27 protein-coding genes and 1 pseudogene are annotated in these 21884 nt (G+C 67.1%); 14 read left to right on the top strand and 14 right to left on the bottom strand.

All coding sequences use genetic code 11. The features are described from left to right. Positions 1-2: 2 nt before the first annotated feature. The 3 genes from Y900_RS13955 to fadD5 all read right to left on the bottom strand — a co-directional run bounded on the left by Y900_RS13955 (position 3) and on the right by fadD5 (position 3530). Positions 3-872: an MlaE family ABC transporter permease gene (locus Y900_RS13955; RefSeq protein WP_036342594.1), complete on the bottom strand. Its 870-nt coding sequence runs from the start codon at positions 870-872 to the stop codon at positions 3-5. Between the two features lies 1 nt (position 873). Further along, positions 874-1674: an MlaE family ABC transporter permease gene (locus Y900_RS13950; protein ID WP_036346725.1), complete on the bottom strand. Its 801-nt coding sequence runs from the start codon at positions 1672-1674 to the stop codon at positions 874-876. Positions 1675-1904: 230 nt separating this feature from the next. Continuing rightward, entirely contained in the window at positions 1905-3530 is a 1626-nt protein-coding gene (fadD5, locus tag Y900_RS13945) for a fatty-acid--CoA ligase FadD5 (RefSeq protein ID WP_036342592.1), read from the bottom strand. A gap of 171 nt (positions 3531-3701) precedes the next feature. Between fadD5 and Y900_RS13940 the strand changes: the two genes are divergently transcribed. Next, positions 3702-4394 carry a GntR family transcriptional regulator gene (locus tag Y900_RS13940; protein ID WP_036342589.1) on the top strand — a complete coding sequence of 231 codons (693 nt, stop codon included), beginning with the start codon at positions 3702-3704 and terminating at the stop codon, positions 4392-4394. Positions 4395-4406: 12 nt separating this feature from the next. Here the strand turns inward: Y900_RS13940 and Y900_RS13935 are convergent, their stop codons facing one another. Both Y900_RS13935 and Y900_RS13930 read right to left on the bottom strand, forming a co-directional pair. Further along, positions 4407-4850, bottom strand: coding sequence for an SRPBCC family protein (locus Y900_RS13935; RefSeq protein ID WP_036342588.1), 444 nt, complete (start codon positions 4848-4850; stop codon positions 4407-4409). Positions 4851-4868: 18 nt separating this feature from the next. Then, complete coding sequence (locus tag Y900_RS13930; RefSeq protein WP_036342585.1) at positions 4869-5528, bottom strand: TetR/AcrR family transcriptional regulator; 660 nt, start codon at positions 5526-5528, stop codon at positions 4869-4871. A 171-nt stretch (positions 5529-5699) separates the two neighbouring features. On the opposite strand from Y900_RS13930, the pseudogene Y900_RS33575 reads away from it, so the two are divergent. The 3 genes and pseudogenes from Y900_RS33575 to Y900_RS13920 form a co-directional block, all read left to right on the top strand. After that, a pseudogene (locus Y900_RS33575) lies at positions 5700-5807 on the top strand (hypothetical protein); the annotation flags it as partial. A gap of 19 nt (positions 5808-5826) precedes the next feature. After that, positions 5827-6975, top strand: a complete 1149-nt coding sequence (locus Y900_RS13925) for a low temperature requirement protein A (protein ID WP_420329763.1) — start codon at positions 5827-5829, stop codon at positions 6973-6975. Further along, on the top strand, positions 6972-7442 hold the full coding sequence (locus Y900_RS13920) for an acyl-CoA thioesterase (RefSeq protein ID WP_036342584.1): 471 nt from the start codon (positions 6972-6974) through the stop codon (positions 7440-7442). Before Y900_RS13925 ends, Y900_RS13920 begins: the two co-directional genes overlap by 4 nt. A gap of 44 nt (positions 7443-7486) precedes the next feature. Here Y900_RS13920 and mbp1 read toward each other — a convergent pair whose 3' ends face one another. The 3 genes from mbp1 to Y900_RS13905 all read right to left on the bottom strand — a co-directional run bounded on the left by mbp1 (position 7487) and on the right by Y900_RS13905 (position 8848). Then, positions 7487-7723 carry a microaggregate-binding protein 1 gene (mbp1, locus tag Y900_RS13915; protein WP_036346719.1) on the bottom strand — a complete coding sequence of 79 codons (237 nt, stop codon included), beginning with the start codon at positions 7721-7723 and terminating at the stop codon, positions 7487-7489. A gap of 142 nt (positions 7724-7865) precedes the next feature. Continuing rightward, a complete protein-coding gene (locus tag Y900_RS13910; RefSeq protein WP_036342582.1) occupies positions 7866-8303 on the bottom strand; it encodes a hypothetical protein in 438 nt (145 codons plus the stop codon). Continuing rightward, the gene (locus Y900_RS13905; RefSeq protein ID WP_036342581.1) at positions 8294-8848 is read right to left on the bottom strand and encodes an RNA polymerase sigma factor; all 555 of its coding nucleotides are present in this window, start codon (positions 8846-8848) and stop codon (positions 8294-8296) included. The genes Y900_RS13910 and Y900_RS13905 overlap by 10 nt, the downstream gene beginning before the upstream one ends. Positions 8849-9007: 159 nt before the next feature. On the opposite strand from Y900_RS13905, the gene Y900_RS13900 reads away from it, so the two are divergent. The 5 genes from Y900_RS13900 to Y900_RS13880 are packed head-to-tail and all read left to right on the top strand — an operon-like array spanning position 9008 to position 11117. Next, positions 9008-9466: an Asp23/Gls24 family envelope stress response protein gene (locus Y900_RS13900; protein WP_036342578.1), complete on the top strand. Its 459-nt coding sequence runs from the start codon at positions 9008-9010 to the stop codon at positions 9464-9466. Further along, positions 9466-9789, top strand: coding sequence for an iron-sulfur cluster assembly protein (locus Y900_RS13895; protein WP_036342575.1), 324 nt, complete (start codon positions 9466-9468; stop codon positions 9787-9789). Before Y900_RS13900 ends, Y900_RS13895 begins: the two co-directional genes overlap by 1 nt. Beyond that, positions 9786-9965, top strand: a complete 180-nt coding sequence (locus tag Y900_RS13890) for a hypothetical protein (RefSeq protein ID WP_036342574.1) — start codon at positions 9786-9788, stop codon at positions 9963-9965. The genes Y900_RS13895 and Y900_RS13890 overlap by 4 nt, the downstream gene beginning before the upstream one ends. Further along, positions 9958-10563 (top strand): DUF6286 domain-containing protein, encoded by a 606-nt coding sequence (locus Y900_RS13885; RefSeq protein WP_036342572.1) that lies wholly within the window; start codon positions 9958-9960, stop codon positions 10561-10563. Before Y900_RS13890 ends, Y900_RS13885 begins: the two co-directional genes overlap by 8 nt. After that, on the top strand, positions 10560-11117 hold the full coding sequence (locus Y900_RS13880) for a hypothetical protein (protein ID WP_036342570.1): 558 nt from the start codon (positions 10560-10562) through the stop codon (positions 11115-11117). The genes Y900_RS13885 and Y900_RS13880 overlap by 4 nt, the downstream gene beginning before the upstream one ends. 14 nt (positions 11118-11131) lie before the next feature. On the opposite strand, the gene Y900_RS13875 is transcribed toward Y900_RS13880, so the two are convergent. Together Y900_RS13875 and Y900_RS13870 are read right to left on the bottom strand one after the other, a co-directional pair. Beyond that, positions 11132-12343: a sensor histidine kinase gene (locus Y900_RS13875; protein ID WP_081845102.1), complete on the bottom strand. Its 1212-nt coding sequence runs from the start codon at positions 12341-12343 to the stop codon at positions 11132-11134. Continuing rightward, positions 12336-12980: a response regulator gene (locus Y900_RS13870; RefSeq protein WP_036342568.1), complete on the bottom strand. Its 645-nt coding sequence runs from the start codon at positions 12978-12980 to the stop codon at positions 12336-12338. Before Y900_RS13870 ends, Y900_RS13875 begins: the two co-directional genes overlap by 8 nt. A 148-nt stretch (positions 12981-13128) precedes the next feature. On the opposite strand from Y900_RS13870, the gene Y900_RS32400 reads away from it, so the two are divergent. From Y900_RS32400 to Y900_RS13860, 3 genes are all read left to right on the top strand, one after another. After that, positions 13129-13296, top strand: a complete 168-nt coding sequence (locus Y900_RS32400; protein WP_157838252.1) for a hypothetical protein — start codon at positions 13129-13131, stop codon at positions 13294-13296. Positions 13297-13484: 188 nt separating this feature from the next. Beyond that, a complete protein-coding gene (locus Y900_RS13865; RefSeq protein ID WP_036346714.1) occupies positions 13485-14714 on the top strand; it encodes an acyl-CoA dehydrogenase family protein in 1230 nt (409 codons plus the stop codon). Further along, positions 14711-15505, top strand: a complete 795-nt coding sequence (locus Y900_RS13860) for a tyrosine-protein phosphatase (RefSeq protein ID WP_036342566.1) — start codon at positions 14711-14713, stop codon at positions 15503-15505. The genes Y900_RS13865 and Y900_RS13860 overlap by 4 nt, the downstream gene beginning before the upstream one ends. Here the strand turns inward: Y900_RS13860 and Y900_RS13855 are convergent. Further along, a complete protein-coding gene (locus Y900_RS13855) occupies positions 15494-15979 on the bottom strand; it encodes a DUF456 domain-containing protein (protein WP_036342564.1) in 486 nt (161 codons plus the stop codon). The genes Y900_RS13860 and Y900_RS13855 overlap by 12 nt on opposite strands. Before the next feature lie 157 nt (positions 15980-16136). Between Y900_RS13855 and Y900_RS13850 the strand changes: the two genes are divergently transcribed. After that, positions 16137-17669, top strand: coding sequence for a Re/Si-specific NAD(P)(+) transhydrogenase subunit alpha (locus Y900_RS13850; RefSeq protein WP_036342563.1), 1533 nt, complete (start codon positions 16137-16139; stop codon positions 17667-17669). A gap of 2 nt (positions 17670-17671) precedes the next feature. Further along, complete coding sequence (gene pntB, locus Y900_RS13845; protein WP_036342560.1) at positions 17672-19093, top strand: Re/Si-specific NAD(P)(+) transhydrogenase subunit beta; 1422 nt, start codon at positions 17672-17674, stop codon at positions 19091-19093. A 30-nt stretch (positions 19094-19123) separates the two neighbouring features. Here the strand turns inward: pntB and Y900_RS13840 are convergent, their stop codons facing one another. The 3 genes from Y900_RS13840 to Y900_RS13830 form a co-directional block, all read right to left on the bottom strand. Further along, positions 19124-19819, bottom strand: coding sequence for a haloacid dehalogenase type II (locus Y900_RS13840; RefSeq protein ID WP_036342559.1), 696 nt, complete (start codon positions 19817-19819; stop codon positions 19124-19126). Positions 19820-19856: 37 nt separating this feature from the next. Then, positions 19857-20720, bottom strand: coding sequence for an SDR family oxidoreductase (locus Y900_RS13835; protein WP_036342556.1), 864 nt, complete (start codon positions 20718-20720; stop codon positions 19857-19859). 79 nt (positions 20721-20799) lie between these two features. Beyond that, positions 20800-21735 (bottom strand): class I SAM-dependent methyltransferase, encoded by a 936-nt coding sequence (locus tag Y900_RS13830; RefSeq protein WP_036342555.1) that lies wholly within the window; start codon positions 21733-21735, stop codon positions 20800-20802. Positions 21736-21884 lie beyond the last annotated feature (149 nt).

Below are 21884 nucleotides of genomic sequence, written 5' to 3'. Positions count from 1 at the left end.
CGCTACACCGTGAGATTGAAGTTCGGGTTGGTGCCGTAGAGCGCCAACGAAGCAAGGAGAACCACGGTCGCCACAGCTACCAGCGATGCGCGCATCGAGATGCCGACCGCCTCGCCGACGCCCACTGGACCGCCGCTGGCGTTGTAGCCGAAGTAGCAGTGATTGATCATCACGAAGACCGCGATGATGATGGCGACGACGAACGACCAGAACACGTCGTCGGGGCGCAGGAACGTCCGGAAGTAGTGGTCGTAGGTGCCCGTCGACTGGCCGTAGAACACGGTCGTGGTGAGCTGCGCGGCCAGGAACGACAGCAGCAGCGCCATCGCGTAGAGCGGGATGATCACCACCATGCCGGCCAGGATGCGGGTGGACACCAGGTAGCTGATGGACTTGATGCCCATCACCTCCAGGGCGTCGATCTCCTCGGCGATGCGCATGGCACCGAGTTCGGCGGTGGCGCCGGCACCGACGGTGGCGGCCAGTGCGTGCCCGGAGACCAGCGGTGCGACGACGCGCACATTCACCAGGGCCGCGACGAATCCGGTGAACGCCTCGACACCGATGTTGCCCAGCGACGCATAACCCTGGATCGCGATCAGCGAGCCGCCGGACAGCGTCACGAAACCGACGATGGCGATGGTGCCGCCGATGACGGCCATCGCGCCGGTGCCCATGCCGATCTCCGCGATCAGCCGCAGGGTGGCGCGGCGGTAATAACGCAGTGCGTGCGGGATCTGGCCGACCGCGGTGACGGTGAACCAGGCGACGTCACCGACCCGGTCGACGAACCGGCCGGGAGCCGACGCCCACCTGGTCGCGCTGGTGTACGCGCGGGGGTAGCGGGACCGAAGGACTGCCGCAGTACTCATTTCAGTGCCCCGTTCCGAACCGAACACCGATGGTGGTCAGGACGACGTTGACGGCGAACAAAGCGACCACGGAAAGCACGAGCGTTTCGTTCACCGCGGTGCCGAGGCCCTTGGCGCCGCCGGAGACGGTCAGGCCGCGGTAGCAGCCGACCAGGCCGGCGATGAGCCCGAAGGTGAGCGCCTTGACGATCGAGATGATGACCTCCGGCAATCCGGTGATCAGGGTGAGCGTGGATACGTAGGCGCCGGCGGAGATGTTCTGCATGTAGACGCCGAAGATGAAGCCGCCGACCAGGCCGACGGTGATGACCGCGCCGTTGAGGAGCACGGCGACGAACGTCGCGGCAACCACGCGGGGCAGCACGAGGCGATGGATCGGGTCGATGCCGAGGACCTCGAGGGCGTCGATCTCCTCGCGAATGGTGCGCGCGCCCAAGTCGGCGCAGATGGCCGTCGACCCGGCGCCGGCGACCACCAGCACGGTCACGATCGGGCCGAGCTGGGTCACCGCGGCCAGGGCCGCACCGGCTCCGGAGACGTCGGCGGCGCCGAACTCCACCAACAGGATGTTGATCGTGAAGATGATGAGGATGGTGTTGGGGACCGCGACCGCGATGGTCGGCAGGAAGGTCACCCGGAACTGGAACCAGCCCTGAAGGATGAACTCGCGCCACTCGAACGGCCACTTGGTGGTTGCCTTGGCGGTGAGGACGCACATGCGAAAGAAGCCGCCGATGGCGGTCAGCGCCGGACGGGCCTTGTCCTGGAGGTAGCCACCGACGCCAGTGGTCGCGGCGGTCACCGGTTCACCCACATGACGGGACCACGCCGGTCGTCGCGTGGCGGCAGTCCGACTGGCACGTCCCCTCCTTGCCCCGACCCGAAGTGAGTGAGTGTCGTCTCCCTACTACTCAGTAGTAAGGCGGACCACAGGAATGTACCCGATGCCTCACGGGCCGTGCACCGCATCTGCACTATTGACCCTCCATCCCCACTACTCGATTTTTGTCGCATCCGTTAGCCATTCGATCGTCAACCGGGATTGGCTGCCCCCGAACCGGTTTCATCCACGGGATCCGTTGCGGCACTGGCGCTGAACCGAATCCGCAACTCCGTCTTCAACACCTTGCCCGCGGGGTTGCGGGGCAACGCGTCGACGATCTCAAGTCCCTTGGGGTGTTTGTACCGTGCTAGGCGTTCGGTCAGAAATTCGTCAAGTTCTTCCAGCCGCAGTGCGGCGGCGTTGATCGCGGCGACCGCCACCGGCACCTCACCCCATTTGGGGTGGGCCCGGCCGATGACCGCCACCTCGACGATCGCCGGGTGGGCGGCCAGCACGTTCTCGACCTCGGCGCAGTAGATGTTCTCGCCGCCGGAGATGATCATGTCCTTCTTGCGGTCGACCACCCAGATGTAGCCGTCGGCATCGGCGCGGACCAGGTCGCCGGAATGGAACCAGCCGCCGGCGAACGCCTCCGCGGTGGCCTGCGGGTTGTTCCAGTAACCGGCCATGAGAGTCGGTGCGCGATAGACGATTTCGCCGACCTCCCCCACCGGGACGTCGTTCATGTCCTCGTCGACGATGCGCGCGGCCACGGTTGGGATGACCTTGCCCACCGACCCGCGTTTCCGGATCGCGTCGTCGCCGAGGAGCATGCACGTCACCGGAGACATCTCGGTCTGGCCGAACGCGGCGAGAATCTTGCTGTCCGGGAACGTCTCCGACATCTCGCGCAGCAGGGTGTCCGATGCCGGGGCCGCACCCCAGGACAGCGCACGCAACCGGATGTCGCGAGGCTTGGCCTTCTGCGCCGCGCAGACCGCCTGCCATTGGGCGGGCACCAGGAAGATACCGGTGACCCGCTCGGCCTCGAGCACGTCGAGCAGCTGGCCCGGGTCGAATCCGCCCAACGGGTGGATGACGGTCGGCGTGCCGAGCATCAGGCCGCCCAGGGTGTTGCCGATACCGGCGATGTGGAACAGCGGAACCCCGATGAACCCGACGTCATTGTTGATGTCGGGGCCGGTGGTGTACATCCCGGTCATCGCCTGGCCGGCCAGATTGGTGTGGGTCAGCACCGCGCCCTTGGGCCGCCCGGTGGTGCCCGAGGTGTACATGATCAACGCCGGGCTGTCGTTGGGGATGTCCACCGGCTGGTGCTGCTCGCCCTCTTCGACGATCAGATCCTCGTAACCGAGCACCCCGTCCTCGGTCGCGCCGCCGGCGACGATCACGGCCGACAGCCCCGGCGCGAGGTCACGCACGGCCTTGGCGACGTCGGCGAGCACCGTTTCAGTGACCAGCACGGCCGCTTCGCAGTCCTGGACCAGGAACGCCAGCTCCGGCGGTGTCAGCCGGAAGTTGACCGGCACGGCGATCGCCCCGAGCTGATTGGCGGCCAGCGTCGCCTCGACGAACTCCGGGCGGTTCAGCATCAGGATCATCACCCGATCGCCGAAGCCGACCCCGCGGCGGCTCAGCGCGTCGGCGAGCTTGGTCACCCGCTGGTCGAACTCGGCCCAGGTGGTAGTCCGGCCCAAGAACCGCAGTGCGGTGGCGTCGGGTTGCATGAGAGCATGGCGCGCCAGTTGGTTGGTCCAGTTCTGCCGGCGCGCCAGATACGGCTGCTCGGTCGTCGTGGTCAGCTGGCTGGTCACTGGTCTTCGTTGCCCTCTCAACAGTTCCGAATGGCGACAGTTCCCTATGTCGTAAAGGATGCGTGAACCCGGTGGCTGGAGAACGCAATAATCGTTATATTTGATCAAATCTGTTGTTGCTTGGGTCACACTATTGCTTGGCCGCTCGCCACACAAGTCCCCGGAGGTCACGTGAACGCACCGGCTTCCACACGGGCCGGCAACCGCCGGGGAAGCCGTCGGTCACAACTGTCCGACGAGGTCGCCGCCCACCTTCGCGAGGCGATCATGACCGGCGTCCTGCGGCCCGGGACGTTCATCCGGCTCGACGAGACCGCCGCTCGGCTCGAGGTCAGCATCACCCCGGTGCGGGAGGCGCTGCTGACCCTGCGCGGCGAGGGCATGGTCGCACTCGAGCCACGGCGCGGCTACGTGGTGCAGCCGCTGAGCCGCCAGGACATCGCCGACATCTACTGGTTGCAGGCGACCATCGCCAAGGAACTGGTGAGCAGTGCCGCCGACCGGCTGACCGACGAACAGGTCGACGAGCTCGAACGCGCCAACGAGGCATTGGAGGCAGCGGTGGCCGAGGGCGATCCGGCCACCGTGGGTGCTGCCGAGTTCGCCTTCCACCGACTGCTCAACCGCGGGGCGGGCCGGATCAAACTGGCCTGGTTCCTGCTGCACGCCGCGCGGTATATGCCGCCGCAGATCTACGTAACGGACCCGACCTGGGGAGCTGCCGCGGTGGAGACCCATCGCCGGCTGATCGACGCGCTACGGCGACGCGACAAGGCCACCCTCGAAGAGCTGTCCGCGACGGAGTTCAACGACGGCGTGCACCGGCTGCTGGAACAGCTCGAGCGCAACGGGATGTGGCGTTAGCCGATCGCGCGGCTACGAGCTCGCAGACAGCTGCTCGGCGCGGGTCTTGAGATTGTCGGCCAGGTGCTCGAGCACGTCGTTGATCAGCTTTTTGACCATCACGGCAGGTACCGGTAGAGACACCTCGACCTCCAGGTCGACGGTCAGCAGGCTCGACGGCCCCATCGCGACCACCGAGAACAGCTGATCCTGCTTGGTGAACACCTCGCCCTGCTGCAGCACCGTCTGGATCTGGCCTTCGCCGGGGTAGTACACGGCCTGGATGAAGGTGCCCGACTGGCCCTGGATCTCCATGTCGAGCCGCAGCTGGCTGGGCCGGCCATCGTCATAGCGGGCCAGGACGTAGACGGCCTTGGCCTCGGGATTCCATTCCGGATAGGTCTCGAAGTCGGCGACTATCCGGAGGATCGTGTCGGCATCGGCGTTGACTTCAACGGTCTTGCTGACGAGCGGCATCGGCCGATCATATCGGCCTCAGGCGGGCGCCTTCTTGGCCGCGCCCGCCACGTCGGGCATGCCCAGCGGGGATTCCACCCGCACCGTCTCGTCCCGAATCAGCCCGCGCAGCAACGCGGTACTGAATTCGGCGGCGATCTCCTTGGCCGTGCGCCGGCCGTCCGGTCGCAGCCACCGGTAGGCGCCCAGCGTCATGCCGATGTAGCCGAGCGCCACCACGTGCGTATCGCACTCGAAGAACTCGCCGCTGGCGATGCCGCGATCAATCAGGCCGTGCACGTGCTCGTAGACCTGGGTTTCCTTCTCCCGGACCTCGGCGACCTGCTCCTCGGTGAACCACTCGGTGATGTAGGGCGCCTCCTGGAAGTACACCGCCGCGCCCTCGGGGTTCTCGGCGATGTTCGTCAACAGCCGCACGGTGTATTGGTAGAGCGCTTCGCGGGCGGTCCAGGACGGATCGTCGTGCACGGCTTCCAGGGTGTTCTCGGCAGCACGGCGGTAGATGTCGAACAGGATCAGCGACTTGCTGGCGTAGTAGTGGTAGACCGTCGCCTTGTTCAGGCCGACGACATCGGCGACGTCATCCATCCTGGTTCCGTGATAGCCGCGCGCGGCGAAGAGCTTGGTGGCGACGGCCAGCAGCTCTTCGCGCCGGGTCATCCCGTTCTCGGATGCCATGATGTCCTCGCTTGTCCTGTGCCGGCGCCGGCCGGCACGGCGTCATTTTGTCCGCCGACAACGCCGGCTCTCTATCAACTGGTTGGATAGTTTAATGACCGGTGTCGCGGTTGGGGCCCGCGGACTAGACTCCGGTTCTATTGCGGTGACGCTCAGGAGGTGCGAGGGATGGATCCGAATCCGGACTATGACGCGAGCGATGAGGTCGAGTACTTCTTCAGCTGGCTGCCCTGGGCGCTGCGCGGTGTCTACCCGCCGCCCGCCTATCCGCCGGTTTAATCGCCGCTGAACCGTACCTTTGCCGGCCGGCCTGCGGGCGATGCTCGCCCGCGACCCCGATGAACCGCACCGCGCGGCCAGCTCCCTGGAGCTTCTCTTCGACCTCGTCTTCGTGGTCGCCGTGTCCCAGTCTTCCGGTGCGCTGCACCATCTTTGGGAGGAACAGCACTTCGCCTCAGGTATAGCGGCCTATGCGATGGTGTTTTTCGCGATCTTCAACGCCTGGATGAACTTCACCTGGTTCGCCAGTGCCTACGACACCGACGACTGGCTCTACCGGCTGACCGTGTTCGTGCAAATGGCCGGCGCCCTGGTGATCGCCGCGGGCGCGCAGAGCGCGATGCTGTCCAACGATTTCGGGGCCATCGTCGCCGGGTACGTGATCATGCGGGTGGCCACAGCGGCGCAGTGGATCCGGGCGGCGATCAGCGATCCGCACTACCGCGGCACCTGCGTGCGGTACGCGATCGGCATCGTCGTCGCGCAAGTGCTGTGGGTGTCCTGGTGGTTCCTGCACGGCCCGGTCTGGTTGTTCCCGGTGCTGGCGATGGCCGACCTGTCGGTGGCGCTGATCGCCGAGCGGTACCAGGCGACGGCCTACCACCACCATCACATCGCCGAACGATACGGCCTGTTCACCCTGATCGTTCTCGGCGAATCGATTCTGGCAGCGGCCAATTCGATCATCGGCGGACTGTCGAACGACGACGCCCGCGTCGGACTGATCGGGGTTGCGGTCTGCTCACTGGCGATCGTGGCCTCGATGTGGTGGATCTATTTCGACCGTCCGCAGCACCACCAGACCGCGACCAGGCGCCGCTCGTTCTACTGGGGCTACCTGCACTACTTCATCTTCGCCTCGGCAGCGGCGTTCTCGGCCGGGGTGGAGGTCATCGTCGCCGAACATCTCGGTGAGGGCCACTTGCCCCACACGGTCGCCGGGCTGACGTTGACCGTCCCACTGGCGGTGTTCCTGCTGATGACGTGGCTGGTGCTCGACGCGGGACGCCGCGACGTGATCCAGTCCGTCGGCGTGGTGCTGCTGACCGTCGCGATGCTGGCCGCGGCGCTGCTGGCTGAGCCCACGATCGCTGCGGCCCTGATCATGGTCGCGGCGGCGGCGCTGGTCAGCTGGCGGCACGCGGCCGATAAGCTTGCGCACTTGTGAGCGACTGGACAACGACCGCGGGCCGCCCGCATGAGATGCGGCTGCGGCTGGACTCCTACCCCGTCATCGGCGCCGTCGAGGCGCGTTACGGCGACATGGATGCCAACGCCCACCTCAACAACCTGGCGCTGGAGGCGATGCACGAGAACGCCCGGGCGACCATGAACCGCAGCCTGTTTCCCGACATCTACGACGTGACCACCCGACGACTGCGCCTGGTCACCTCGCAGAACGCCGTGCACTTCCTCGCCGAGGCGCACTGGCCGGGAACCATCCAGACCGGCGCCGGGGTCGGACGGGTCGGGCGCACCTCGTTCGTCGCGTCGACCGGATTGTTCGTCGACGGTCGTTGCGTCGGAGTGTGTGACACCGTGCTGGTGCTGCTCGGCGACGACGGACCGGTGCCGATTCCCGACCACGCGCTGGCCGCGCTGGAGACCGTGCGCCTGAAGTCGCCGCAGGCGTAGGCCTCGATGGGCGGCGCGGGCGTACCCCGCGCCGCCCGTCGCCGCTACCGCTCGGCCTGCTGGCGCGCCTCGTGCACCCTGGCTTGCGCCCGGGCCTTCTCGGCCTCGGCCTCCTTGGCGGCCGCTTCCCGCATCGACGCGGCCTTGTCCTGCTGGGCCTTGCCCTCCCGCACCAGATCGTCGCGTCCGGTCACCGAGCCGACGACCTCTTTGGCCTTGCCTTTGAGGTCCTCGATGATCCCGCCGGCAGCGTCCTTGGCGGTGTCCTTTGCATCTGACATGACATCCTCCTCCTTTGCGCCGCAACGCAATTGCGGCCTTGGCGTACCGGCGCGGTGATGCGCCGACAGGAGTTGGACGGTGGCGCCGCGCGCAACCGAACGCCGCATCGACGTGGTGTCGATCACACGGTGGCGACCGTCGTCAACGGTGGACGTCGACCACCGTCACGCTGACCGGGACAGCGGTGCCCGGTCCGATCACGTCGGTGAGAACACCTTCGGCCCGCTCGCGCACGCGCTCGGTGACCGACACCAGGTCGGCTCCGTAGAGCCCGCTGAGCTGGATCTGAATCCCTTGCAGCACTTCATCATCGGAGGTGGCTTCAATCCGGTCGACAAGATAGTCCGGCTGACCGGCCAGTGCCCGGCTCAGCGCCGCGGTCACCGCGAGATCGCTGACCCGGATGCGCCCGTGCGCGCTGCCCGGCTCAGGGTCTTCGACCGCCAGCGGCCAGCCGCCCCGAGGGGTGGCGCGCACCGCGGCCAGCACCGCCGGCTCGATGGCTTGCCACTCCGGCTCCGGGACTGCCCGCAACTGCCGTCCGGCGTTGTCGTAAATCTCGAGATCTCCTATCGCCATTGCTGAAGCCTCTGCTGAAGGGTTACCCGCGCTCGGTGATGATGCCCCCGGGCCGCGTCCGGGCTCAAATTCAGGATGTTGCCAACTTCCGGGAACGTCAACATTTCGATCTCCCGCAGCATCCAGACTGCCCGCTGCCGCGGCGGCAATTCGGCCAGCGCCTCCTCCATAGCGTCGAGGAACGCACTGTTGGAGGCGAACGTGAACGGGCTGGCGCCGGCGTCCTGGCTGATCGGCTCGATGAGACGGTCGTCGATCGGGATCGCCCGCTTGACCCGATGGGAGTCGGTGACCTTGCGAGCGCAGATGGCGAACAGCCAGGTCAGGACTGCGCTGTCGCCGCGGAAGTTCCCGATCTGCCGCCAGGCGGCCACGAAGGTCTCCTGGACGATGTCGTTGACCGCGTCGGCATCCCGCGTCATGCGCCGCGCGTAGCGATACAAAGCGGGACCGTGTCTGCGCACCAGTTCCTCGAACGCCTCGATGGACCCGGCCGCCGCGGCGGCGGCCAACTCGCGGTCGCGGTCACCGCCCGGCGGGGGCATAGGCGTTGCATCGTCGCTGAGCGGTGGCCGCACGTCAGTTATTCGGCACCGACGGCCATTCGGATGTGTGGTGCATGCCACACAGAGCCGGCGTTCGGTTCGCGGCAGCCGCGCCGTCTCACCAGATGTACGGACAACGAGGACAGAGAGGATCACCCGATGAGCACCACCGGCACCCTGACCCCGGCCACCACGGCCCCTGCAGCCGCCGCCAACGGCCCACTGACGACCAGCCACGGACGCACCACCATCGCCGACACCGTCGTCTCCAAGATCGCCGGGCTGGCCGCACGGGAGGTCAACGGCGTCCACGATCTCGGCGGCAACGCCAGTCGCGCGGTCGGCGCGCTGCGGGAGCGCATCCCCGGCGCTTCGACCAACTACGCGCAGGGCGTCTCGGTCGAGGTCGGTGAGAAGCAGGCAGCCGTCGACCTCGACATCGTCGCCGAGTACGGCGTTTCCATCGCCGACCTGGCCACCGGAATCCGCCGCAATGTCATCGCCGCCCTGGAGCGCATGACGGGCCTGGAGGTCGTCGAGGTCAACATCACGGTGCACGACATCTTCGTCGACGACGAGAGCGACGACACCGCCGGCCAGCTGACCCGGGTCGAATAGTGCACGACGATCCGACCGCCGCGGACACGGTCGCGAGCATCGCTCGCGCCGTGCCCGGCGTGGCGGCCCTGCACCCCGGGATGTTCGGCGAAGTGGGCACCTACCTGCCCGGCCGGCGCGTCACCGGGGTGCGCATCCGCGACGACCGGGTGGAGGTCCACATCACGGTCACCGCGAGTGCGCACGTCCGGCAGACCGCTGCGGCAGTCCGCTCGGCGGTCAGGGCAGCAATGCCCGACCTGCCGGTGGATGTGACCGTCGAAGAGATCACCGCAGCACCCACGAACACCGGAACCGACCCGACACCTCAGGAGGATTCATGACCACCGCTACCGCCGGCATGCTCGCCGGAATTCTTCTCGGTGTCGCCGCCGCCGCCGGCGGCTTCACCGGCTTTCTGCTGGCGCTGCTGCTAGGACTGATCGGCTACGTCATCGGCGGCCACCGCGACGGCGAGTTCGACGCCACCGCCTGGCTCAGGAGCCGGGGTCGTGGCTGAGCTTGTCACCGTCTCCGCCGAGCAGCCTCCCGCCGATCGCGCGCCGAGCGAGGCCCGGTGCCGGCCGGCGGCGGCGCCGCTCGCCCCGGCGGGGGCCAGTTACGCCGCCGCTGCCCTCTCGGTTCTGCTGATCGCGGCCGGCGGCGTCGGTCTGCGCGACACCGCCGTACAGGCCGGCCTGGTGGGCGGTGAACCCTGGCTTCCGTTGGCGGTCAGGGTCGTTGACGGTCTGCAACCGTCGACGATCGTGCTGGCCGTGACCATCGCGGCCGGGGTTGTCGGCATCCTGCTGACCGGGCTCGCAATCAAGCCGCGCCGGGCCACCGCGGTGGCAGCCCGCAGCGACAGCGGCGGGGCCGTCTACGTCCGCCTGCGCGACGTCGCCCAGGCCGCCGCGACCGCCGCCCGGGACGTGCCCGGCGTCGAGCAGGTCGACAGCACCGCGACCGCCCGCAAGGTCTCGCTGCGATGCGTTGCGTCTGCGCCCGAACTCGCCGAGGTCAGGCATCTGGTCGCGCGAGCGGTCCGCGACGAACTCCAGCCGCTGGCCAAGCCACCCCGCATCACCGTGCGCGTCCGACAGGAGTCCCGACGATGACCCGTTTCGCCATCGGCGTCGACCGTGCCGTCGCACTGGTCGTCGGCCTGTGCCTGATCGCACTGCCCATCGCCGCCTGGCAGTGGCAGATCGGAAAGCTTTACGGCGGCAAGGCACTTCGCCTGGCCGAGGTCGAACAGGTGATGCATGCCGGGTGGTGGCCGTTCGCCACCGGGGCAGTCGGCCTGATCCTGGTTCTGGTGGGTCTGAGATGGCTGGCCGCACACCGGCCGGCACGGCGGGCCACCCGAGTGGCCCTCGACTACGACGACGACCACGCGGTCACTGTGAACGCCAATGCGGTGGCCCGGGCATCGGCCACGGCGCTGAAATCGAAGGCCCAGGTTCTCAAAGCCAGTGGCAGCGCCGCCGTTCGGGGCGGCATCCCCACCGTGACGCTGACCGCGACCGTTCCGGCGCGGCACGGACTTCACGCCGGCATCCGGGCCGCTGACGCCACCATGCGCACCGCCGGAGCGATGCTCGGCGACACCGTTGCGATCCGCACGGTCCTGCGGACCGACGCCAACCACCGTCAACGCCGCGTCAGCTGACGGTATGCCGGCTATCAGTCTCTCTCAGCAGGGATATCGCCGTCGGGCACCGTCACGATGACTGTCGTGCCGCCCCCGACCGTGTCGATCAGGTGTACCGATCCGCCCATCGCTTCGACACCGACCACCAGGGACGACAGCCCGATATGCCCCTCGGCGACCTTCTGATTCAGAACAGCCGGGTCGAAGCCGACGCCGTTGTCGACCACGCGCAGCACCAGCGAACCGGCCTCGTGATCCAGCTCCACTCGCAGCCGGGTGGCCCGAGAGTGCTTGTGCGCGTTAGCCAATAGCTCGCGGGCGGCCCGGTAGAGCAGCGCTTGCGCGGCCGGCTTGCCCACTTCTTCCACCGCGCAGTCGATGGTGACGTTCCAGCGCCGCTCGTACTGGCCGACCAGTTCACGCAGCGCCGCGCCCAGGCCTACCTGGGCCAGCACCTGGGGATGCAGCGTCGAGACCGCGCTGCGCAGCATGTTGATCGCGTCGTGCAGCGCGGTATCGACCCGCTCGAACCCGATGGCGGAGGGCTGTTCGCGCAGGTCCTCCAGATCCAGCCGTGCGGCGAGCAGATTCTGCAGCGGCCCGTCGTGGAGTTGTTCGGACAACTGCCGGTTGTTGCGCTCATCGGCCTGCATCGACTCCGAGACCAGCCGGCGCCGCACCTCGAGGAGTGAACGCACCCTGGCCCGGCGGCGGGCCAGCACCAGGCACAGCGCGGTGGTGGCCAGCGCCAGCCAGGCCAGGCAACCCACCTGGACGTAGACGACGTTGGGCAGGCCCATGGTGTCGTCGCGCTTGGAGTAGATGATCCAGGCCACCAGGTATCCGACCGCAGTGCTGGCACCGATGAGCGCGGTGATCTCCGGGCGGTCCAGGAAGGCGACGGTGATCGGGATCAAGAAGAAGATCGGTAGCAGCCAACTCGTCGCGCCCCCGGAGGCGACGCACATCGCCAGCACCGCTGCCATGTCGATCGCCGTTGAGGCCCAGCCGAACCACCACCGCAGCGGCCGCCGCAGCACGATCGCCAGCCAGAACGTGGCGGTGGCCGTGTAGACGATCAGCACCGACCAGTACACCGCGGGCAGCCAGTGGTCGACGCCTTCGATCCAGACCAGTAGTCCGATCAGCACGATCAGCGGCAGCCGAAGGACGGCCGCGACCCGGACGGGCTCGGTGCCCAGGAAATCTGCCGCGCGGCTCAGCGGGGCCGGCAGGTTACTCAAGCAGTCCCCGCCGCATCGCCTCAGCGACCGCCGCTGCCCGGTCCCCCACACCCAACTTCTCGTACAGCCGCTGCACGTGGGTCTTGACCGTCGAGGGCGCCAGGAACAACGCCTCGGCGATCGCCGGGATGCTGCGTCCGCCGGCGATCATGCCGAGCACCTCGCGTTCCCGCGCGCTCAACGTCGGCCCGGACGGCTCGGCGCGGCGCCGGATTTCGACGGCCAGGCCCGACGCCAACCGCGGCGCCAGAACGTCGCGACCCTTCGCGCAGTCCAGCACCGCGTTGACGATCTCGGATCTGCTGGAGTCCTTCGGCAGGTAGCCGGCCGCGCCCTGTTGCAGCGCGTGATAGACGATTTCGGCGTCGTCGTGCGCGGAGACCAGTAGCACCCGGGTCGACAGTTCGTCGCGGCGCACGGCGGCCGCCACCTCGGCGCCGTCCATTCCGGGCATCCGGTAGTCGAGCAGCGCCACGTCGGGCGTGTGTTCCTTGATGGCCGCCAGCGCCGACGTGCCGTCCTCGGCTTCGGCGACCACCTCGACCTCGCCGCTGCCCGACAACGCCCGAACCAGTCCGTCGCGGAACAGCGGGTGGTCATCGCCGACGACGACACGCACCTTTCGGTTATCGGACATGCCAGGAGCTTCCCACAGGGGTCCACCGATGGGGGGACAAACACTTCATCCCTCGCAGGGGCCTATCAGCGGACAGACAGCTCCCGACCTGCGCGGGATAGTCGGTTCATCGCCGAAAACCATCGGCCGCAGAAGCAAGGAGACGGACATGGACCGCACATTCACTCGTCGCTTCACCACCGCCCTGGCGGGTCCCACCCTCGCGGTGGGCGTTCTGGCCGGCACCTTGATCGTGGACACCCCCGCAGCGACCGACACCATGGGCCTGAGCCTCGCCTCGGCCTCCTCGGCCGGGTTGGTCGACATCCACCTCTAACTCCACTCAGCAGCCGCGAAACTGCGCTAAGGCGAGGAGGTCAGATGAGCACCACCCGTCACCCGTCCGCGAGGTACTGGAGGTTTATCGGTCGCTAACCCTCTTACTCCACATGACAACGAGGCCTTCCCTATGGTCATAAGGGAGGGCCTCGTTGTTGTTTAGACGGGTGTCATATCGTGGCGGTCATGGATTTCGCCATGTCTGCCAAGGGTGCTGACTACCACAAACGCCTTACCGAGTTCATGGTCGAACATGTCTTCCCGGCCGAGAAGGTCTACGACGAGTACCGCGAGGCCGCCGGCCCGGGTGACTTCACCGTGCCGCCGGTGGTCGAGGAACTGAAGATACTGGCCAAGAAACAGGGCCTGTGGAACCTGTTCCTGCCGCCCGAGTCGGGACTGACCAACCTGGAGTACGCGCCGCTGGCCGAGTTGACCGGCTGGAGCACCGAGATCGCGCCCGAGGCGATCAACTGCGCGGCGCCCGACACCGGCAACATGGAGACCCTGCACCTGTTCGCCACCGAGGAGCAGCGCAAGACGTGGCTGGAGCCGCTGCTGGCCGGCGAGATCCGCAGCGCGTTCTCGATGACCGAACCGGCGGTGGCTTCCAGCGATGCCCGCAACATCCAGACCCAAATGGTCCGCGACGGTGACGACTACATCATCAACGGTCGCAAGTGGTGGACCTCAGGCGCCAACGACCCGCGCTGCAAGGTGCTGATCGTGATGGGCCGCACCAACCCGGACGCGGCCTCGCATCAGCAGCAGTCGATGATCCTGGTCCCCACCGATACCCCCGGCGTGCAGATCCTGCGCTCGACGTCGGTGTTCGGCTGGCAGGACCAGCACGGCCACGCCGAGGTGATCTACGACAACGTGCGGGTGCCCGCATCGAATCTGCTGGCCGAAGAGGGCATGGGCTTCGCGATCGCGCAGGCGCGGTTGGGCCCGGGCCGGATTCATCACTGCATGCGTGCGATCGGGGTCGCCGAGCGTGCGCTCGCGCTGATGACCCATCGCGCCCGCACCCGCATCGCGTTCGGCAAGCCGCTTGCCGATCAGGGTGTGGTGCAGCAGCAGATTGCGTTGTCCCGCAACGAGATCGACCAGGCTCGCCTGCTCTGCCAGAAAGCCGCCTGGACCATCGATCAGCACGGCAACAAAGAGGCCCGCAATCTGGTCGCCCAGATCAAGGCCGTCGCGCCGCAGATGGCCTGCAACGTCATCGACCGCGCCATCCAGGTGCATGGCGGCGGCGGGGTCAGCGATGACTTCCCGCTGGCCCGGATGTACGGCTGGCAGCGGGCCATGCGGATCTTCGACGGACCCGACGAGGTTCACATGCGCAGCATCGCCAGGGCCGAGATCGGTTCGGAGCCAAGCTCTTTCGCAGCGGCGGTGACCGGCGCGTGAGCCACACCGCACTGTCGGGTGCGTGGAACTTCCGCGATATCGCCGACACCACAGGGATCCGGCCGGGCAAGTTCTTCCGGTCCAGTGAGCTCAGTCGGCTCGACGACGACGGCCGGGAGGCCTTCCGCCGCTTGGGTATCACCGATGTCGCCGACCTGCGCTCACCGCAGGAGCTGGAGCGCCGCGGCTCCGGCGCGGTGCCCGACGGTGTCGCCATTCATCTGCTGCCGTTCCCGGACCTGTCCAACACGACAGCCGAGGCGCCGCACGAGACCAGCTGGCAGAAGATGATGACCGAGAAGGTCGACGACGAAGACGTCGAGGACGCCGCCGAACGCTTCATGACCGGCGAATACGAGAAGTTCCCGGTCCTCGCCGGTGCGCAACGCGCAGTGCGCCAAGTGTTTTCGCTGTTGAGCGCGGGACGCCCGGTGATCACGCACTGCTTCGCGGGCAAGGACCGCACCGGCTTCACCGTGGCGGTCGTGCTGGAGTCCATCGGCGTGCCGCGCGAGAAGGTGCTCTCCGACTTCCTGCGCAGCAACGACGCCGTCGAGTCGCTGCGTGAGCGGATCATGGAGTCGATCGTCAGCCGGGCCGGCGAGACACCGGAGATCGCCACGTTCGCCGAGGCGCGCCTGACCAACGGGGTGCTCGGTGTGCGGGAGGGCTACCTGGCCACCGCGCACCGGGTGATCGCCGAGAACTACGGCGACCTCGATGGCTTCCTGCGCACCGCCGGGGTGTCCGAAGAGGACGTCGCACGCACGCGCAAAGAACTACTGGGTTAGCAGCAGACCGGCCACCCACACCGCGGTGGCGATCAGCCCCCCGGTCAGCTCGACACCGACCGAGAGCGCAGCGGCCTTCAGCGCAAGGACCGTGGCCGCCCAGGCGCGCCGCTGATCGCGCCGGCTCGCCAGTTCGGCGAGGTAGACGCCGAGCACGAAGCCGAACACCAGGCCGATCACCGGCACCACGAAGAAGCCGATGACCCCTAGTGCCGCCCCGGCGGCCAGCGTCCATCTGCCGACCTCGCCGGCACGCATCCGCCGGGCCGGCCACAGGTACTTGATCAACAGGCCGGCGCCGAGCACCACGGTGACCATCCCGAGCACCACCCAGGACACCAGGCTGTGCTCGACCGCGGCCCACCCCGCGATGGCCGCGTAGACCAGCAGGGTGCCCGGCAGCAGCGGCACGATGACGCCGACCAGCCCGACGGCGATGGCCAACCCCACCAAGACGACGCCGCCGGTGCTCACCCGCCCGAGCCTAGGACAACATCCCGTCGTTCAACTGGACACCTGTCTATGTGGAGTCTGCTGGCGGCGACCGGGAGTTCGCGGGCGAACCATGCCATTCCATACACTGGCATCTTCCACCCCGCCTCCGCATGACCAACCAGATCGGATCGCACTGATGATCATCGGGATTCCACGTGAGTCTCTGCCTGGGGAAACACGTGTCGCCGCCACACCACAGACGGTCGGGCAGCTCATCAAGCTCGGTTACGAGGTACTGGTGGAGTCCGGTGCGGGTGTCGCGGCGAGCTTCTCCGACGAAGCATTCGTCGAGGCCGGTGCGGGTATCGGGACGGCCGCCGAAGCGCTGGCCACCGATATCGTCCTCAAGGTCAATGCGCCCACCAGCGCCGAGATCGCCGCACTGCGCGACGGCGCGACGTTGATCAGCCTGATCTCCCCCGCGCTGAAACCCGAACTCGTCGAGGAGCTGACTACCCGTCCGATCACCGTGCTGGCGATGGACGCCGTACCGCGGATCTCACGAGCCCAATCGTTGGACGTCCTGTCGTCGATGGCCAATATCGCGGGTTACCGCGCAGTCGTCGAGGCGGCGCATGCATTTGGCCGGTTCTTCACCGGCCAGGTGACCGCGGCAGGCAAGGTCCCGCCGGCCAAGGTGCTGGTCGTCGGCGCGGGTGTGGCCGGCCTGGCGGCGATCGGCGCCGCGGGCAGCCTCGGCGCCATCGTGCGTGCCACCGACCCGCGCCCCGAGGTCGCTGATCAGGTCAAATCCCTTGGCGGAGAATATCTTTCAATCGATTCCCCAGAGTCCGAGGTTTCGGCTACCGGGTACGCCAAGGAGATGGGTGACGATTACAAGGCCCGCGAGGCGCAGCTGTACGCCGAGCAGTCCGAGGATGTCGACATCATCATCACGACGGCGCTGATTCCCGGCAGGCCCGCACCGCGCATCATCACCGCCGACATGGTCGCCTCGATGAAATCGGGCAGTGTGATCGTCGACATGGCCGCAGCCAACGGCGGCAACGTCGAAGGCACCGTCAAAGACCAGGCCGTCCTGACCGACAACGGCGTGACCATCATCGGCTACACCGACCTGGCAGGCCGGCTGCCCACCCAGGCATCCCAGCTCTACGGGACCAACCTGGTCAACCTCGTCAAGCTGCTTACCCCGGAAAAAGACGGCACACTCGTCCTCGATTTCGACGACGTCGTGCAACGGTCGGTCACCGTGGTCCGCGACGGTGAAACCACGTGGCCACCGCCACCGGTACAGGTATCTGCTGCCCCGGCTCAGGCCGCGACGTCCGCCCCGACAACGCACCAGACCAAAGAACCGATGACGATGGGCCGCCGGCTCGGCATCACCTTCGGCGCCGCCGCCGTGCTGTTCCTGCTGATCGCGTTGTCCCCGGCCGCACTACAGGTTCACCTCACGGTGTTCGCACTGGCGATCGTGATCGGCTACTACGTCATCGGCCACGTGCACCACGCCCTGCACACCCCGTTGATGTCGGTGACAAATGCCATCTCGGGCATCATCGTCGTCGGCGCATTGCTCCAGATCGGCCACGGTGACGTCATCGTCACCACGTCGGCCGCCGTCGCCATCCTGCTTGCCAGTATCAACATCTTCGGTGGCTTCGCGGTGACGCGTCGCATGCTCGCGATGTTCTCGAGGAGCTAGAGTTGTTCACATTGGAAACGGCCGCCACCGCGGCCTACATCGTCGCTGCCCTGCTGTTCATCCTGGCGCTTGCCGGGCTGTCCAAGCACGAAACATCCCGGGCCGGAAACACATTCGGCATGGCCGGCATGGTTGTCGCGCTGGTCGCCACCATCGCGCTGGCCCTGGCCCGCCATATCGAGCCGCTGGGACTGGGCCTGCTGATCGCAGCCATGGCCATCGGTGCCGCGATCGGGTTGTGGCGCGCCCGCGTCGTTGAGATGACCGGTATGCCCGAGCTGATCGCCCTGCTGCACAGCTTCGTCGGCCTGGCAGCGGTGTTGGTCGGCTGGAACGGCTACCTGCACGTCGAACACGATCTGGCCGGCGGCGAAGCGGCCCTGCTCGACAGCCAGGGCATGCTCGGCATCCACTCCGCCGAGGTGTTCATCGGTGTGTTCATCGGCGCCGTGACCTTCACCGGATCGATCGTCGCCAACCTGAAACTGTCGGCGCGAATCAAATCAGCGCCGCTGATGTTGCCCGGCAAGAACTTTCTCAATGTCGGTGCCCTGGTGCTGTTCGTTGCGTTCACCGTCTGGTTCGTCATCGAACCCCAGCTGTGGCTGCTCGTCGTCGTCACGGTGTTGGCGCTGCTGCTGGGCTGGCACCTGGTCGCCTCGATCGGCGGCGGCGACATGCCCGTCGTGGTGTCGATGCTCAACAGCTATTCCGGTTGGGCTGCGGCAGCTTCGGGCTTCCTGCTGTCCAACGACCTGTTGATCGTCACCGGCGCCCTGGTCGGGTCTTCGGGTGCCTACCTGTCCTACATCATGTGCAAAGCCATGAACCGCTCGTTCATCTCGGTCATCGCCGGCGGCTTCGGTATAGAGGCAGGGCCGGCCGAGGACAAGGACTACGGCGAACACCGCGAGATCACCGCCGAGGGAGCCGCCGAACTCTTGTCGTCGGCCAGTTCGGTGATCATCACCCCGGGCTACGGGATGGCGGTGGCCCAGGCCCAGTACGGTGTGGCCGAACTGACTCGCAAGCTGCGCGAGCGTGGTGTCACTGTGCGATTCGGTATCCACCCCGTCGCGGGCCGTCTGCCCGGACACATGAACGTGCTGCTGGCAGAGGCCAAGGTGCCCTACGACATCGTGCTCGAAATGGACGAGATCAACGACGATTTCGAGGGCACCTCGGTGGTGTTGGTGATCGGCGCCAACGACACCGTGAACCCGGCGGCGTCGGAAGATCCGAGCAGCCCGATCGCCGGTATGCCGGTGCTGACGGTCTGGAATGCCGAGCACGTCATCGTGTTCAAGCGGTCCATGGCCTCCGGGTACGCCGGCGTGCAGAATCCACTGTTCTTCCGGGAGAACACCCAGATGCTGTTCGGCGATGCGCGCGACCGGGTCGACGACATCAATGCCGCCCTGTAAGACCGCGCGCTGTAGTTCCGGGCGTCGAACCTAGAGCTTGCCTGCCAGCTCCACGAGGTCCGTTGCGGTGACATCGAATTCGTCGGGTTCGAACGGAACCCGATAGCGCCCCGGTTGTCCCCATTCCAGCGGCCGGTCGACGTAGCCGGTGCGCAGTCCGGCATCGCGGGCGGCACGCAGGTCACTGGGATGGGCCGCCACCAGCATGGCCTCCTCGGGTGCCACATCCAAAATCTGCGCGCAGCCCAGGTAGGCCTCGCGATCGGGCTTGTAGTGACCGAAGATCTCGGCTGAGAGCACGCAATCCCATGGCAGGCCCGCACGTTTGGCCATGTCGGTCAGCAGTGAGACGTTGCCGTTCGACAGCGTGGTGATGGTGAATCGTTCCTTGAGCCGATGCAGGCCGTCCACGGCGTCCGGCCAGGGGGCCAACCGATGCCAGGCCCGGTTGAGATGGTCGACGTCGTCCTGGTCGGCCTGGATGTCGGCGTCGCGGAGCAGCTCGTCGAGGATCCTGCGGTGCAGATCGTCAAGGCGCGTCCACGGCAGCTCACCGCGACGCACCAGATCCATCGCGGGAACGTAGCCGGCCCGCCAGCGGTCGGCGAACTTGGCCCAATCCCGTTCTGCGCCCTGCTGATTCCCGAACTGTTCGAGTTCGGCGATGATGCTCGCACGCCAGTCGACGACTGTGCCGAACACGTCGAAGGCCAGCACGCGGATCATGGATGCACCTGCTTGCCGGCCGACGACGCGATCACAGTCAGCCGAGTTTGAAGGAGGCGTGCTCGGCGGCCGAGAGGTCGTCGATCGTCGACCACTGTGCGGCAACGTCGTCGACGGTCGGCACATGGTCGAAGGTGACGCCCTCGTTCTGGAACAGCGCTGCGCGCTGCACCTTGCCACCGCCGACGATGAACACCGAGGCGGAGTCCGGAACCTCTTCGGTGCACAGGTAGCCGACCACCGGCGCGACATACTCCGGGGTGAGCTTCTTGAACACCTCGGGCGGCAGGATGTCCTCGGTCATGCGGGTCGCGGCGATGGGCGCCAGCGCGTTGGCCTTGATGTTGTACTTGGCGCCTTCCTGGGCCAGCGTGTTGATCAGGCCGACCAATCCGAGCTTGGCGGCGCTGTAGTTGGCCTGACCGAAGTTGCCGAACAGGCCGCTGGTGGAGGTGGCGACGACGATGCGGCCGTAGCTCTGCTCGCGGAAGTGCGGCCAGGCGGCGCGGATCACGTTGTAGCCGCCGTACAGGTGGACCTTGAGCACCGAATCCCAGTTCTCGAACGGCATCTTGTGGAAGGTGCCGTCGCGCAGGATGCCCGCGTTGCTGACGATGCCGTCGATCTTGCCGAACTCCTCGATCGCGGTCTTGACGATGTTCTCGCCACCCTCGGGCTCGGCGACGGAGTCGTAGTTGGCGACCGCGCGGCCGCCGGCGTCCTTGATCTCCTGGACCACCTGGTCGGCCATGTTGTGGCCGGCGCCGGTTCCGTCACGCGCGCCGCCGAGGTCGTTCACCACGACGCTGGCACCCTCGCGGGCCAGTGTCAGCGCGTACTCGCGACCCAGACCGCCACCGGCTCCGGTGACGACGATGACTCGATCAACAACTCCGGGCATGGGCCTTCCTCTCCTGCGACTGACGGAACGTAACTCTTGTATACGTGGGCCGCCGGAGCTGAAGGCACCCGGGTTGGCGTCAGGCCTTCTGTGCGACGACGAAGGTCGCGAACGCGTCCGGATCGTCGGCCATCGGGACGTCGATCCAGCGACCGAGCCTGCGCATCTCGTCGACAGCGCGCTGTCCGGTGGCCTGCCAGCCGTGCGCGTTCAGCCATTCGGTGAGGTCGGCGCGGTCCGGGTCGTTGTAGGTCAGGTTCTGCATGTCGATGGTGCGCTCGATGCCCAGCTGGTCGGCGAACTTCTCGAAGCGTTCCCGCATCTCTTCGCGTCGCTCCTCGGAGTGGTGTCCTACCGCTTCGGCGGACACCCGGCTTCCGGGCGCGCTCAACTCGGTGACCAGTTCGAACAGCCGGTCCTGGGCGTCGGCGGGCAGATACATCAGGAGTCCCTCGGCCAGCCAGGCGGTGGACTGCGCCGGATCGAAGCCCTGCGCCTTCAGCGCGGCCGGCCAGTCCTGGCGCAGGTCAACGGGGACCTCGCGGCGCTCGACGACGGGCTGCACATCGTGGGCGGCCAGCTTGTCGGCTTTGTATTCGAGAACCAGCGGCTGGTCGATTTCGTAGACCCGGGTGCCAGCCGGCCAGTCCAGGCGGTAGGCCCGGGAATCCAGGCCCGACGCCAGGATCACGATCTGGCGGACGCCGGCGGCAACCGCCTCGGCGAAGAAGGCATCGAAGAAGTGGGTCCGGACCGCCTGATAGTTCAGCATGTGGCCGAACATCGCGGCCGCCTCGGGCTCGGCGTCGGCCAGCTTGCCGGCCAACGAGTCGTCGAGGAAGTGCTCCCACATCCCCGTCCCGGCGCCCTCGACCAGGATTCGCGCATACGGATCCCGGATCAGAGGATCGGGCTGCTCGGTCTCGCGGGCCCGCGCGGCGGCCACCAGAACAGCGGTCGACCCCACGCTTGTCGCGATGTCCCAGGTGTCGTCATCAGTACGCGTAGTGCTCATCGGCGGCGGTATCCCATTCGGTGTCGCTTGACGGCTGAACACTGGGTGAAGCCCCGTTCAGGGCCGGATATCAACCCAGGTCAGCAAGATTGATACGACAAGGGTACCGAGAAACTTAGCCAGACTATGCGACTGTGGCGGACGTCACC

The organism is Mycolicibacterium aromaticivorans JS19b1 = JCM 16368, assembly GCF_000559085.1.
GTDB lineage: Bacteria > Actinomycetota > Actinomycetes > Mycobacteriales > Mycobacteriaceae > Mycobacterium > Mycobacterium aromaticivorans.
This window is presented reverse-complemented; position numbering and strand designations above follow the sequence as displayed.